At 65.2% G+C, this 13,424-nt stretch carries 13 protein-coding genes; 8 read left to right on the forward strand and 5 right to left on the reverse strand.

Annotation, left to right across the window (positions count from 1 at the left end):
* On the reverse strand, positions 1-1,837 hold a 1,837-nt coding region (locus Y706_RS24340; protein ID WP_156945097.1), incomplete at its 3' end, for a BCCT family transporter.
* A gap of 34 nt (positions 1,838-1,871) precedes the next feature.
* A complete protein-coding gene (locus Y706_RS0108185) occupies positions 1,872-2,222 on the reverse strand; it encodes a bifunctional 3-phenylpropionate/cinnamic acid dioxygenase ferredoxin subunit (RefSeq protein WP_028276214.1) in 351 nt (116 codons plus the stop codon).
* 247 nt (positions 2,223-2,469) lie between these two features.
* Between Y706_RS0108185 and Y706_RS0108190 the strand changes: the two genes are divergently transcribed.
* Both Y706_RS0108190 and Y706_RS0108195 read left to right on the forward strand, forming a co-directional pair.
* Positions 2,470-3,714, forward strand: coding sequence for an NAD(P)/FAD-dependent oxidoreductase (locus Y706_RS0108190; RefSeq protein WP_028276215.1), 1,245 nt, complete (start codon positions 2,470-2,472; stop codon positions 3,712-3,714).
* A gap of 84 nt (positions 3,715-3,798) precedes the next feature.
* The gene (locus Y706_RS0108195; RefSeq protein ID WP_028276216.1) at positions 3,799-4,935 is read left to right on the forward strand and encodes an aromatic ring-hydroxylating oxygenase subunit alpha; all 1,137 of its coding nucleotides are present in this window, start codon (positions 3,799-3,801) and stop codon (positions 4,933-4,935) included.
* Between the two features lie 67 nt (positions 4,936-5,002).
* Here Y706_RS0108195 and Y706_RS0108200 read toward each other — a convergent pair whose 3' ends face one another.
* Entirely contained in the window at positions 5,003-5,812 is an 810-nt protein-coding gene (locus Y706_RS0108200; protein WP_028276217.1) for an IclR family transcriptional regulator, read from the reverse strand.
* Positions 5,813-6,025: 213 nt separating this feature from the next.
* Between Y706_RS0108200 and Y706_RS0108205 the strand changes: the two genes are divergently transcribed.
* The 3 genes from Y706_RS0108205 (at position 6,026) to Y706_RS0108215 (ending at position 7,797) form a co-directional block, all read left to right on the forward strand.
* Complete coding sequence (locus Y706_RS0108205) at positions 6,026-6,229, forward strand: hypothetical protein (RefSeq protein ID WP_043435465.1); 204 nt, start codon at positions 6,026-6,028, stop codon at positions 6,227-6,229.
* A 194-nt stretch (positions 6,230-6,423) separates the two neighbouring features.
* Positions 6,424-7,029: a DUF1326 domain-containing protein gene (locus Y706_RS0108210; protein ID WP_028276219.1), complete on the forward strand. Its 606-nt coding sequence runs from the start codon at positions 6,424-6,426 to the stop codon at positions 7,027-7,029.
* A 105-nt stretch (positions 7,030-7,134) separates the two neighbouring features.
* Complete coding sequence (locus tag Y706_RS0108215; protein WP_253906726.1) at positions 7,135-7,797, forward strand: DUF2182 domain-containing protein; 663 nt, start codon at positions 7,135-7,137, stop codon at positions 7,795-7,797.
* A gap of 74 nt (positions 7,798-7,871) precedes the next feature.
* Here Y706_RS0108215 and Y706_RS29725 read toward each other — a convergent pair whose 3' ends face one another.
* A complete protein-coding gene (locus Y706_RS29725; RefSeq protein WP_028276221.1) occupies positions 7,872-8,069 on the reverse strand; it encodes a TetR-like C-terminal domain-containing protein in 198 nt (65 codons plus the stop codon).
* 138 nt (positions 8,070-8,207) lie between these two features.
* On the opposite strand from Y706_RS29725, the gene Y706_RS0108225 reads away from it, so the two are divergent.
* From Y706_RS0108225 to Y706_RS0108235, 3 genes are all read left to right on the forward strand, one after another.
* Complete coding sequence (locus Y706_RS0108225) at positions 8,208-9,269, forward strand: hypothetical protein (protein WP_028276222.1); 1,062 nt, start codon at positions 8,208-8,210, stop codon at positions 9,267-9,269.
* A gap of 124 nt (positions 9,270-9,393) precedes the next feature.
* Entirely contained in the window at positions 9,394-11,358 is a 1,965-nt protein-coding gene (locus tag Y706_RS0108230) for an aconitate hydratase (RefSeq protein WP_028276223.1), read from the forward strand.
* Positions 11,359-11,395: 37 nt separating this feature from the next.
* Positions 11,396-12,481: a DUF3616 domain-containing protein gene (locus Y706_RS0108235; RefSeq protein ID WP_028276224.1), complete on the forward strand. Its 1,086-nt coding sequence runs from the start codon at positions 11,396-11,398 to the stop codon at positions 12,479-12,481.
* Between the two features lie 34 nt (positions 12,482-12,515).
* On the opposite strand, the gene Y706_RS0108240 is transcribed toward Y706_RS0108235, so the two are convergent.
* Positions 12,516-13,367 (reverse strand): hypothetical protein, encoded by an 852-nt coding sequence (locus Y706_RS0108240; RefSeq protein ID WP_028276225.1) that lies wholly within the window; start codon positions 13,365-13,367, stop codon positions 12,516-12,518.
* Between the last annotated feature and the right edge of the window lie 57 nt (positions 13,368-13,424).

Below are 13,424 nucleotides of genomic sequence, written 5' to 3' on the forward strand. Positions count from 1 at the left end.
GGGGGAGCCTCTGTCGCAAGGCCAGCGGATCGCGGCGCAGGTCACGGGCCAGTGCGACGCACAGCAGCAGCATGACCAGAACGAAAGGCAGGGCGGCCACGATTGTGATGCGCTGCAGGCCGGATAGCGCTTCGGACGGTTCATCGCCGCCGGCCAGGAGCATCACGGCTGCCACTCCGCCGGTCAGCAGGCCCCAGAAGATCACCAGTCCGCGGCGAGGTTCGCTGGCTCCGTTGGAGCTCAGCGAGGCCATGATGATGGAGGCTGAGTCTGCTCCGGTGATGAAGAAGATTGCCACGAGGACCATGGCCAGGACGATGACTGCGATGGTTGCCCAGGCAGGCATGTTCAGGTTCTTGACCAGGTCGAAGAGGGCACCGTCGAAGGATATGGAGGGTGCGCCGTCGACCATTTTCACGAGGCCGTCAGCGGGGTTCTCCGTCTTGTCGGCTTGCTGCTGGATGCTGAAGGCAGTGCCGCCGAAGATGCCGAACCAGATCACGCTGACAATGCTCGGAACCAGCAGTACTCCGGTGACGAACTGCCGGATGGTGCGTCCCCGGCTGATGCGGGCGATGAACATTCCAACGAACGGCGTCCAGGACAGCCACCAGGCCCAGTAGAAGATCGTCCAGCTGGACATCCAGCTCCGCAATGCCTCGTCTCCCACGGCTTCCGTCCGGGAAGACATTTCGGCCAGGTCCCTGGCATAGTCACCGATCGCGGCTGGAATCAGGTTGAGGATGAAGAGCGTGGGGCCGGCAACAAAGACGATGAGTGCCAGGACGACGGCCAGGACCATGTTGATGTTGGACAGCCATTGGATACCGCGGCTGATGCCGGATACCGCGGAGGCCACGAAGCAGGTGGTCAGGATAGCAACGATCACCACGAGCACCGGGGTGCCGATCTCCCCGACCCAGCCGTTGGACGTCAGGCCGCTGCCGATCTGGAGGGCGCCAAGGCCCAACGACGCTGCGGTACCGAACAGCGTGGCGAAGATTGCCAGGATGTTGATGAACTTGCCGACGGGCCCTTCGACCATCCGTATGCCAAAAAGCGAGGTGAAGGCCGCAGAGATGAGTTGTTTGCGCCCCAGACGGTAGCTGCCGTAGGCCATGGCGATGCCAACAACCGCGTACATTGCCCAGGGGTGCAGGGTCCAGTGGAAGATGGACGTTGCCATGGCGGTCTGGATGGCTGCGGGGGTCCGTCCGTCCACGGTTCCGGGCGGCGGTGAGATGTAGTGGTACAGGGGTTCAGCCACGCCGTAGAACATGAGCCCGATGCCCATGCCTGCGGCAAACATCATGGCTATCCAGGAGATGGTGCGGAATTCGGGTTTTTCCCCGTCTTTGCCCAGCGGGATGTTGCCGAACTTACCGACGGCGAGCCACAGCACGAAGACCACGAAGAGAGAAGCCAACACCATGAAGAGCCAGCCGGTGTACTCCATGACCCAGTCGAGAACGCCCTGCGACGTGGCAGAAAGGCTATCCCTTCCGAGGAAACCCCACATCACGAAGGCGACGGCGCATGCGCCCGTGATCCCGAATGTGACCTTGTCGAGGGTCAGCTTGCGGTTCCGACGTTCCGTCACGGCCCGCTCGGTCTTGCCCTGACGCAGTTCCTGCAGGAGCTGATCATAGTTTTCGGTATCCGGGACGAGTGCGGGAGGGAGGGGATCCGGGGCAGTTGGCTCCGCTTCCAAAGGTGTTGAAGGCGTGAGGACTCCCGCCTGCCCGGCGGGGGTGGTGACGTTGACGTCGGTGTCCACACCGATGTCACTGTTCAAGTTCGTGTCGCTGTTCAAGCCAATGTCACTGTTCAATGCCATGAGGGATTCCTCTGTTCGGATTCATGGGCTGGGGCTAGACGTGGCCGTCCACTGTCAGGCCTGGGGGGAGGTTGGGAACCTCATTGGATTCGGTGATCATGATGTCGCCGTCGATCACTGTGACTTCGTGGGAGCGGACCGGCAGCTTGGCCGGCGGGGCGTCGACGCTTCCCGTACGCAGGTTGAACCTGGATGCGTGGAGCGGGCATTCGACCCAGCAGTCCTCCACCCAGCCGTCCGCCAGGGAAGCATCCTGGTGGGTGCATGTGTCGTCAATGGCAAAGAGTTCGCCTTCCTCGGTGTGGAAGACGGCGATGGGCGGTGAGGTGTTCAGCCGCAGCGCTTCCCCGGGCGCCAGTTCGCTGAGCGGGCATGCCTTGTGCATGGAGGGACCTCTTCTTCGGTCGGGATCCTTGGCTGTGCAACTGCCGCTGGCGGTGTTCCGTAGTGAACAACAGCAATCGCAATAAGCAACAGAGTGCGGTAGGTCACAATGCTTGTCAAGGTATTACCTCTCTGTTTCGTGCCAGGGTCCCTTTGACGGAAGGACCCTTGACAGTGGGCGTGGCATGAATCACGCTGTTGCACATAGCGATTGTTGTTGCGTAAGAAGCAATTGAAGGGACGTCGAAATGCAGACGCTTGCGATTGTGGGAGCTTCCCTGGCGGGTCTTTCCGCCGCCCGGGCGGCCCGCGCCCAAGGCTTTACCGGCCGGCTGGTCATTATTGGCGACGAGCCGCACCGGCCGTATGACCGGCCGCCGCTGTCCAAGGACTTCCTGCTCGGCGCCATCACAGCGGAGGACCTTTTCCTGGAGTCCGACGCCGACGAGCTGCAGGCCGAATGGCTGCTCGGTGCCGGAGCCGCGTCTTTGGATGCCTCTTCGCGAACCATCCTCCTGAGGGACGGCCGCAGCCTGACAGCGGACGGAATTGTCATTGCCACCGGCGCGAAGGCACGGCAGTTGCCTATCTTGGCGGGGCTGAGCAATGTGTTCACGTTGCGCACCCTGGCGGACGCACAGAGTCTTGCCCCCGAGCTGGTGCCCGGGAGCAGGATGGCTGTGATCGGGGCCGGTTTCATCGGCGCCGAGGTGGCCTCCGCTGCCGCGTCGCGTGGCATGGAAGTCACGATGATCGACACCAAGGCCGTCCCGTTCGCCGCCCAGCTCGGTACGGAGATGGGCGGCGTGGTGGCCGGGCTCCATGCCGCCAACGGCGTGGAGCTCATTTCCTCAGCAGTCATAGAGGACTTCTACAGCGGCGAAGGCAACGTCACCGGGCTCCGGCTGGCCGGTGGACGCTATGTGGCCGCCGACGTCGTGGTGGTTGGCATTGGAGCCGAGCCGAACACCGGCTGGCTGGAGGGCTCCGGCGTGGAGCTCCGCGGCGGTGTGCTGTGCGATGCCATGGGCCGCACCGGTGTCCCCGGGATCGTGGCCGTGGGCGACTGCGCATCCTGGTTCGACCTTGCAGCCGGCACACACCGCCGGGTGGAGCACTGGACCGGTGCCCTGGAGCGTGCGGCCCTGGCCGTTGAGGCGCTGCTGGACTCTGATGCCACGCCGAAGCCGGCAAAGCCTCACTATTTCTGGTCCGACCAGTACGGCGTCAAGTTGCAGTTCGCCGGCCACAGTGCCGGCTATGACCGGGTGGAGATCGAAGCCGGCGACGTCCTGACGCATAGCTGTCTTGCCGTGTACTACCGCGGGGATTTTCCGGTGGCGGTCCTCGGGATGAACCAGCCGCGGCTGTTCACGAAGTGGCGGCGCCTGCTCGCTGCACCCGCCCGGCCACTGGGCACGCCCACCGGGCAGGCTGCCTGCGCGGACGCCTCCGCGCTGGTGGCCCTGGTGGGGGCTGCCGCCGTGTCCTGACAACCGTGCCTGAAACCTGACCCAAGAATCCCGTCCCAACAAGTTCCAGCTTTCGTTGTTCGTTTTGTTCGTTAGGAGGACAAATTGTCTGTTGAGGTAAGCGCCCCGAGTCTGATCCCCACCCTGCCCGGTTACACCTACGTGGATGAAGCCGTATTCCGGGCGGAGCAGGAGCGGATCTTCGAGCAGATGTGGTTCTGCGCCGTCCGGTCCGCGGACCTGGACAAGGCGGGTGCCTGGAGGACGGTCCAGGTGGGGCGGGAGAGCGTGCTGATCAGCCGGACCCGCAAGGGCGGAATCCGTGCCTTCTACAACATCTGCCGGCACCGGGGCGTCAAGCTGTGCATGGAAGAGCAGGGCGAAGCCGCCCGCTCGTTCCAGTGCCCGTACCACGCCTGGACCTATGACTTCGAAGGCAAACTCATCGCGGCCCCCAACCTGACCAAGATGCCGGACATCGACCGGGACGAGTACGGCCTGGTGAAGGTCCATATCCGCGAATACCTGGGTTACGTCTGGGTGTGCCTGGCTGACGAGCCGCCGTCATTCGAAGAGGAAGTGATGGGTGCCATCGAGGAACGGCTCGGCGACCTCAAGGCGATCGAAGGCTACGACGTGGCCAACCTCAGCCTGGGCCGCCGGATCCGCTATGACGTGAAGGCGAACTGGAAGCTCATCATCGAGAACTTCATGGAGTGCTACCACTGCGCCACGATCCACCCCGAACTCACCGAGGTGCTGCCGGAATTCGCTGACGGCCTGGCTGCGCAGTACTTCGTGGGCCATGGCGCCGAGTTCGGCGAGGACGTCAAGGGTTTCACCATCGACGGCTCGGAAGGGCTGGACCTGATTCCGGGGGTGGGGGAGGACCAGGACCGCCGGTACTACGCCATCACCATCAAGCCCACAGTGTTCGTGAACCTGGTCCCGGACCACGTGATCATCCACCGCATGTTCCCCATGGCCGCGGACCACACGATCGTGGAGTGCGACTGGCTCTACGTGCCCAGCGTCGTGGAGAGCGGCAAGGACGTCAGCGCGTCCGTGGAGCTGTTCCACCGCGTCAACCAGCAGGACTTCGACGCCTGCGAGCGGTGCCAGCCGGCCATGGGATCGAAGGTCTATGCCAACGGCGGCGTGCTGGTGCCGAGCGAGCACCACATCGGCGCCTTCCACGACTGGGTGCAGGAGAAGGTGGGGGACATCGTGGCCGGTTCCTGAGCGAACCCGGCCGAATCTCAGCTGGTGGTTGGGCTTGCTCCAGCAAGCCCAACCACCAGCGTGGAGTTTAACGCCCGGTGTAGCCCATCTTCGCGCTGATCTGCATCCCCGCCTGTTTCAGCGCATCGAGGAGTCCCGGCGCCGTCTCCGGATCAAAACGGAAGGCCGGCCCGGAAATGCTGACCGCGCCGATCACGGCTCCCACATGGTTGTACACCGGCACGGACATCGAGTTGAGCCCGATTTCGAACTCCTCCCGGACCACTCCGTAGCCGTCACGGGCGACGTCGATCAGCTGGCTTTCGAGCTTGTTCCTGTTGGTGATGGTCCGCGGCGTCCGGGCAGGAAGCCCGGTCTCCTTCAGGACACGGTCCCGCTCGTCCGCGGACAGTGCAGCCAGCAGTACCTTTCCACTGGAGGTCGCGTGGAGCGGCGTCAGGCTGCCCACCCAGTCGTAGGTGGCCAAGGTTGACGGGCCCATGGCCTGGTCCACGTTGACGGCGTAGTTGGAGCGCAGGACGGCCAGGTTCACCGTCTCCTTGAACTCCTCTGCCAGGCTTTCGAGTACGGGCCGGGCCTCGCGGACCAGGCTGAGCCGCCCGGGGATGGAGCTTGCCAGCCTCAGGATGCCGAAGCCCAGCTGGTACTTTCCGCGCTCGCTGTTCTGGTGGACCATTTCCCGGCTCACCAGCGAACCCAGCAGCCGGGAGACTGTGGACTTGTGGATGCCCATCTCGTCGGCGATTTCGCTCACGCCCGCGTGGCCGTCCCGCGCCAGGATTTCCAGGACCATAAGCGCCCGGTCCACTGACTGGACACCGCCGTGCTGGCCCGACTCCGCATCGACGTCGGACTCGGGGTCATTTTTGGAAGCCATGATCCATACTCTCAAGTAGTTTCTGCGGCTTTGTAGCGTCCTCTCGGTTAGTTCCACAGTTTCGATCCTATGCCGTGACGTGTGATGAGGCCGACATTGGGTAGGGACCCGCGCCAAGGAAGCCCAGCGACGCCCGGATCCGCTGACGACTGCGCCCCTCAGGAGTAGGGTTTGCCTTGGCGGACGAAGGGGTCGGCAGACGAAAGGGTCCACATGAGCTACAAATATCGAACCGTCCGGGTTCGCGGCACTGACCTGGTTGGAACCATCGCGCGCAAACACGGGGGCGCGCCTGAGATCTACGAAACCTCGAAGGACCCGAGCACCTCGGTTGTCCCGGTGTTCTTCCAGGCAACGGGTGAGGTCCGGTTCTTCGACAGGTCAATGCTGGAGGACGTCGTGACGCCGGCCAGCTAGCAGCGGTGTTGCACCGCTGCTAGCAAACGGAAAAATCGCCTTGGCGACCGTTCCGGCAGGACGACCCGTGCCCCTTTATTCGAAGCGCGGGGCCGGCCGGGAGGGCCCTTTGCGTGGGTGTCCGCATGGCGTTGACACTGCTCAGGGCCGCGAGGAGGATTTGTTTTGGGGGGCCTCTTCGAAAGGAGCCCTAAATGCCGTGGCATGTCGAAGGTACCTATTTTGAGAACTGCAATTGCGACATGGTCTGCCCGTGTACGGCGACAGGACAGACGGCACCGGCGGACAATGACCGCTGCAACGTGGCCTTGGCCTTCCACGTGGAAACCGGCGAAGTCAACGGTGTCGACGTCGGCGGTCTGACAGTCTGCGTCGTGGCCGATACCCCGGCCCTGATGAGTGAGGGGGGCTGGAAGGTCGGTCTCCTGATGGACGCCGCCGCCTCCGCCGAGCAGGCCGAAGCGCTCGGTGCAGTCTTCGGCGGCCAGCTCGGCGGACCGATGGAGGGCCTCGCTCCCTTGATCGGTGAAATGGCGGGCATGGAGTCCCAGGAAATGGCCTACGCCGACGACGGGCGGAACCATCAGGTCCGTATTGGCAGTGCCGTTGACATGGTGGTCGAGGACTTCATGAATCCATTTGATTCCACAGGGCGGGGAGTGAAACTTAGTGGGGTCGGATTTCCGGCCGACACTCTGGCAGCCGGCACAGCCAGCACCGCCAGCGTCGATGTGTTCGGGATGACCTGGGATAACGCCGGCAAGAACTCTTTCTCGGCCCCCTTCGCCTGGTCCGCTTAGGTGCCGGGCAGCAGCCGCCTGACAGCCGGCCACCATGCCGGAGAGTTGGCGCTGATCGGGTGCGCCGCACTGGCCTGGTACCTGACTTTCTTAGGCCTTTCCGACATGTCCACAGGCCCGGGAACGATGGGATTGAGGCTCTGGGGTTTCCTGGCGGTGTGGACGCTGATGATGGCAGCCATGATGTTGCCGGCGCTGGCGCCCCTGACTTCGATGTATCTCAGATCCATCCGCGCCGTGCGCAGCAGCCGGGTCAGGGCCATCCGGACAACGGCCCTGGTAGGCGGCTACCTTCTGACATGGATCGGATTCGGCGTCGTGGCCTACGCGGCCGCGGCCCTGTCTGCGCTGCTGGCTGAGAACGCGGCGGACATCGCAGCCTGGGTGGGTGCCGGCGTCCTCGTGGCGGCCGGAGCCTACCAGCTGACCCCGCTGAAGGACTTCTGCCTCAGGCACTGCCGGTCGCCCATAGCCTTCCTGCTGCACGTATCCGGGTACAAGGGCCGCTTGCGGGACGTCCGCGTCGGCATGTATCACGGCGTGTACTGCGTCGGCTGCTGTTGGGGGCTCATGCTGGTGCTGATTGCCGTGGGCGTGATGAACCTGGCGTGGATGGCCGTGCTCACGGTAGTTATCTTCCTGGAGAAGACATGGAAATACGGGCCCGCCTTCAGCCGGATAACTGGTGTCTCGCTGATCGTTTTCGCGCTCTTCGTCCCGGCGCACCCGGAGCTGCTGCCCGGGCTATACATGCCCGCGCCCATGTGAGGGACGCTGACCACCGTCTTCGAATAGGAGTCAGGGGATCGACGTCGGCACGGGGCCCCGCGCCGTCATCGCTTCTACGGCGTGCCCCCGTGGGCGGGCCGGCGCGAAAACAGCGTGCTGACCAGCCGGACCCCAAAGCCTTCATCCAGCGGCGAGCCGCTCAGGAAGAACCGGTAGTAGATCGGCCCCAGCAGGAGGTCGGTGAGCATCTCGGCGTCGACGTCCGGGCTCAGGTCTCCTCGGGAGATGCCCCGCTCCAGGGAATGCAGCACTGGCGGTCGGACACCGGGAGGTCCAAGCTTTAACCATTCGACGCGGGCCAAGTGTGGGCGTCCCGGCTTCCGGGGATGGCACGGCGAGGGTGACTGCACGGCGAGGGTGACGGCACGGCGGGTGCGAGGAGAGTGACAATGGTTGACACGGCAGCGCAGACTCTTCGGGCCGGGGCGCGCAACGACCTTGTGACGCAACTGCTGGGCATCTGGCTCCTCTTGGCTGTGTTCCTGGACGGCTGGGCCCACCTGCACGTTCCCGGGCTGGAAACCTTCTTCACCCCCTGGCACGCGGCACTCTATTCGGGCCTCATGGCCACCGCCGCGTGGACGGCAAGCGTGATCTGGAGGAACCGCCAGCCCGGGCGGCCATTGACCCGGTCGGTGCCGGCCGGCTACCGGGGCACGGTCATCGGACTGGTCCTGTTCGCCGTAGCGGGCGTCCTGGACCTGGCCTGGCACGAGATCCTGGGCATCGAAGTCTCGCTCGATGCGCTGGTGAGCCCCACCCACCTGCTGCTGGGGTTTAGCCTCTTCCTTATCCTCGGCACCGGTATCCGCAGTGCACGGGCCGCCGCCGGCGCAGAGGCCTTCAACTGGACGCCGCCTGCGCTGTTGTCGCTCGCCCTGATGACGGGCCTGGGAGCCTTCTTCCTCATTTACTGCTCGGCGTTCGTCCGGACCCCGCCGGCCGTCCCCTATCTACAGACGCCGATCGGGAGCCCCGGGCACACCCAGGCGGAGCTGCCCCCGGCCCTCGGACTGGCCAGCTATTTGGTGACCACAGCGCTGATTATCGCGCCCTTCCTCTACACCTTCTCCGGAGCCCGGAGGCCGCCTTTCGGTATTGCCACCATCCTGGTCGCCGTGGTCGCGTGGCTGCCGCTGGCCATGTCGGGGCTGCGCCCGGCCGCGGTCGCCGGTGCGGCCGGAGCCACGATCATCGCGGCAGCGGCGGATCTGCTGCTTGCCCGACGGCCGGGCCCGTGGCTGAGGCGCAGGTTGCCGGCGGTCACCGCCGTGCTGGCGGCACTCATCTGGACCGGGCAACTGGCTGGGATCGCCCTCGGGGCATCGATTCAATGGCCAGTGTCGATGTGGCTGGGAGCCGTCGTGCTGAGTGCGGGACTGGCAGCGGCCCTCGCCTTCCTCAGCTCGTTGAACACCAGGAGCGTCCCGGGGCCGGCAGCGCCACGATGACCGTCAAATCCCCACTGTTCCCGGTGCCCGGAGTGGGCTAATTTGGGGATATAGGGGAGCGCCCGGTGCCCGGTTCGTTGACGGCGGAGGCACTTGGCTTCGCCATCGAGTAAGGAATCCGACCGTGGCCTACAACGTGGCCCAAAAGCTCATCGCATCCCATCTGGTGGCCGGGGAGATGATTCCCGGCCGTGAGATTGGCCTGCATATCGATCAGACCCTCACCCAGGACGCGACCGGGACGCTGGTCATGCTTGAACTGGAGGCCATCGGGCTCGACCGGGCACAAACTGAAGTGTCCGCGCAGTACGTGGACCACAACTTGTTGCAGGCCGACAGCAGGAACGCTGAGGACCATGATTTTCTCCGCTCGGCCTGCCGCCGGTTTGGTCTGTGGTTCTCGAAGGCCGGAAACGGCGTGTCCCATCCGACCCACATGCAGCGGTTTGGCCGTCCGGGCACGACCATGGTCGGTTCCGACAGTCACACCCCGGCCGCTGGGTCGCTGGGGATGCTGGCAATCGGGGTCGGCGGCACCGAGGTAGCCCTGGCCATCGCGGGCGAGCCGCTCTACCTGAAGATGCCGGAGATCTGGGGCGTGCGGCTTACCGGCAAGCTGCCACCGTGGACCAGTGCCAAGGACGTCATTCTTGAAATGCTTCGCCGGCACGGCGTGAAGGGCGGCAAGGACCGGATCATCGAGTACTACGGTCCTGGCCTCACCACGCTGAGCGCGATGGACCGGCACGTTATTGCCAATATGGGCGCCGAACTCGGTGCGACGAGCACGGTCTTCCCGGCCGACGACCAGGTCCGGGCCTTCCTGCGCTCCGAACAGCGCGAGGACGATTTCACCGAACTCCTCGCCGATTCCGGGGCCACCTACGACGTGACCGACGAGATCGACCTGGCCACGATCGAGCCGCTCATCGCCCTGCCCAGCTCGCCCGGCAACGTCGTTCCGGTGCGGGAGGTCACCGGCAGGCCGGTGGCGCAGGTCGTGATTGGGTCCTCAGCGAACCCGGGCCTGCGCGACTTCGCAATTGTCGCCGCCATCACGAAGGGACGGCAGTGCCACCCGGGACTGTCTTTCGACGTCAACCCGAGTTCCCGGCAGATCCTGCAGGACCTCACCAGGATGGGGGCCACGTTTGATCTGATAAGCGCCGGAGCCCGGCTGCACCAGACCGGATGCATGGGCTGCATCGGGATGGGACAGGCCCCCGCGAACGGAAGCAACAGCCTGCGCACAATGCCCCGCAACTTTCCCGGCCGTTCGGGCACGAAGGAGGACTCGGTCTACCTGTGCTCACCGGAGACGGCCGCGGCTGCTGCGCTCACGGGAATTATCACCGACCCGCGGGACCTGACGGAGCTTTTCGACCTTGAGTACCCCGAGATCGAACTTCCCGCGGTGTCGAGCGTGAACGTGGCAATGCTCGAGGAGCCGTTGGCGCCGGAGGACGCCGGCAAAGTAGCACTGGTCAAGGGCGAAAACATCTCCTCGCTTCCGGTCTTCGGCCCACTCGCCGACCGCATCGAAGCACCAGTGGCCTTGGTGGTGGGCAACGATGTCTCGACGGACGAGATTCTGCCAGCCGGAGCCCGCGTTCTGCCCTACCGCAGCAACATCCCCAAACTCGCCGAATTCACCTTCGACCAGCTCGACCCCTCCTATGCCGCCCGCGCCGCCCATACCCGCGACTCCACTGGGCACATCCTGGTCGGCGGCACGAACTACGGCCAGGGATCCTCTCGGGAACACGCGGCTATCACCCCGCGCTTCCTCGGGCTGCGCGCAGTGGTGGCCGTCTCGTTCGCGCGGATCCACTGGCAGAACCTGGCCAATTTCGGCGTCCTTGCAGTCGAATTCACAAATGCGGCCGATCATGACCGCATCGAACAGGACGATGTGCTCGCGCTGACAGGGATACACGACGCCCTGCTCACAGGCAAGGAGATCCTCGTGGAGAACCGGACCCGCGGCGAGGTCTACCCTGTACGGCACAGCCTCTCCAGCCGTCAGGTCGACATGCTCCTGGCAGGTGGCCTCATCCCGTGGCTGCGCGAACGGAGAGCGCGGGAATGAGCTGCCGATCACCGCTGACGAGGATGGGTGTGCCGCGGTGAGCGGATGGCCACGGCCGGACGATCCCTCCGGCGAAATCAGCCTTGTACTCGACCAGCGCAGCACCCTGGATCCGAAGGCTGACCTGCGCGACGGGTTGTCCGCGGTCGCCCGGCAGGGTTCCCACCTTTGGGTCGCCAATGACGAGACGACCAGCCTCGAACGGCTCACCCTGGAGGCCGGCGACCAGGCCCGCACCCACCGCAGCTTCGATCTCACCCGCCTCCTTGAGCTGCCCGGGGACAGGGGGGAGATGGACATCGAGGGCCTCGATGTCGAGGATGACACGCTGTGGCTGCTTGGATCGCACAGCTCGGCCCGCAAACAGGTCAAGAACAACGCCACGCCCGCAGAAGCGCAGGATTCCCTGGCGACAGTGGAGGTCAGCCAGCGCCGTCGGGTGTTGGCCCGGCTTTCGACTAAGGACCTCCTCGATCCGGGCGGCGGCCGGACGGGGCAGCAGCAGCGCCCCGCCGTGCTGGGCCTCGGCCGGGGCACGGACCTGGTGGATCTGCTGGCCGATGACCTACATCTTGGTAGCTTCATCCAGTCCTCGACGACCGGTCGCCCGATCCCGGGCAAGGACAACGGCATTGACTGCGAGGGCCTCGCCGTAGCGGGCGACCGGGTGTTCATCGGTCTGCGCGGGCCGGTGCTGCGTGGGTGGGCGATGATCATAGAGCTCCAGGTTGGTGGCGGGCCCGGCTTGGAGCCGCAGCCGATCGGTCCCGGGAATCGTCGCTACCGCAAGCACTTCCTTCGCCTGCATGGTTTGGGCGTGCGGGATCTGTGCCGGCACGGACAGGACCTGCTCGTCCTGGCAGGACCCACCATGGAGCTCGACGGGCGCGCGGCCGTGTTTCGCTGGCGGGGCGCGCTGACGTCGCAGGCCGAGGCCGTCCTGACGAAAGACGACCTGCATTGCGAATTTGACGCGCCATTCGGCGAGGACGAGGACCATGCCGAGGGGATCACCGTTCTCGACGACGATCGGTCGGCCTTGGTGTTGTATGGGACGCCGTCGGGCAAGCGCAAGACCGGACGCCACGCGATCAAAGCCGACGTCTTCCGCCTCAGCGCGTAGGAACCGGCGCCGCGACGGTCCCGGGGAGGTGTTCCTACTGCTGCCGGCCCACCTTTCCCAGCCAGGCCCGCAGGAGAGGAACGACGACGTCACTGTGCATCGCACCCAGGTGATCGAGTGCGGGGAGTACTTGCACATCCCACCCGGCCTCGATGAGTTCGCGCTCGTGGGCAGCCAGCGGTTCGCCGATCCGCACCGTCACGTCCCCCCAGCGGGGTCCGTAAGCGATGTGATCGGCGGCGCCCGCGAACGCCAGCCGGGGCAGATCCGGCGCCAGGCCAATAGTTGAATCGTCGAAGTCCTGGAGCGCTTCGTACAGCGTGAGGAACTGGCGGGTCTGTGTTTCGTTGGTCTGTATCGTGGCGGCATCCCAGTCGCCGGGTTCGACCGGGAGGTTCACCTCCGGCGATTGTTCCGGGGCCCTGGCAGCCGCCGAGTGGGCCGCCCGCGTCACCGCCAACATACTCTCGTACGGGCCCTCGCGCGGCGGGAATCCTCCCATGATGAGCGCCCAGAGCCGGTTTGTGCGGATCGCCAACTGCAAACCGCACAGGCCCAGCCACGAGTAGCCGTAGTATCCGAAGGTCTCGGCGCGTGCCGCATCAGCGATAGCCAGCAAGTCGGCGGTGACGTTCTCCGGGGTGAGGGTATCGGGCGCCGGGTGCGCCATCCGGTGCCCCTCGTAGTCGGCCGCGATTACCCGATAGGACTGCGAGAGGCCCGACACCAGATTGGGCCCGAGGTCCGGGTCCGCGCCCCACTCCCGCATCGTCTGGGCTTCCGGCCCGGACCGCGGCTTCACATTGGCAGGGATGAGGAGCGCCCGGCCGTCACCGCTCACCAGGACGGGTATTGCCGTGCCGTCGTGCAAAAGGGCCTCAACCATCTCGGACACCGGGATCCTCCTTATGGCTACTGCTCCGGTGGACAAAGTCTGCCACCG

Origin of the sequence: Arthrobacter sp. I3, from assembly GCF_000520575.1 — a bacterium.
Lineage (GTDB): Bacteria > Actinomycetota > Actinomycetes > Actinomycetales > Micrococcaceae > Arthrobacter > Arthrobacter humicola_A.

Bases quoted from the DNA above. Each gene is read 5' to 3' on its own strand.
- Y706_RS0108225 (WP_028276222.1), top strand. From the start codon at position 8,208: ATGGTTGACACGGCAGCGCAGACTCTTCGGGCCGGGGCGCGCAACGAC.
- Y706_RS0108205 (WP_043435465.1), top strand. From the start codon at position 6,026: ATGAGCTACAAATATCGAACCGTCCGGGTTCGCGGCACTGACCTGGTT.
- Y706_RS0108190 (WP_028276215.1), top strand. From the start codon at position 2,470: ATGCAGACGCTTGCGATTGTGGGAGCTTCCCTGGCGGGTCTTTCCGCC.
- Y706_RS0108240 (WP_028276225.1), bottom strand. From the start codon at position 13,367: ATGGTTGAGGCCCTTTTGCACGACGGCACGGCAATACCCGTCCTGGTG.
- Y706_RS0108210 (WP_028276219.1), top strand. From the start codon at position 6,424: ATGCCGTGGCATGTCGAAGGTACCTATTTTGAGAACTGCAATTGCGAC.
- Y706_RS0108185 (WP_028276214.1), bottom strand. From the start codon at position 2,222: ATGCACAAGGCATGCCCGCTCAGCGAACTGGCGCCCGGGGAAGCGCTG.
- Y706_RS0108215 (WP_253906726.1), top strand. From the start codon at position 7,135: ATGTCCACAGGCCCGGGAACGATGGGATTGAGGCTCTGGGGTTTCCTG.
- Y706_RS0108200 (WP_028276217.1), bottom strand. From the start codon at position 5,812: ATGGCTTCCAAAAATGACCCCGAGTCCGACGTCGATGCGGAGTCGGGC.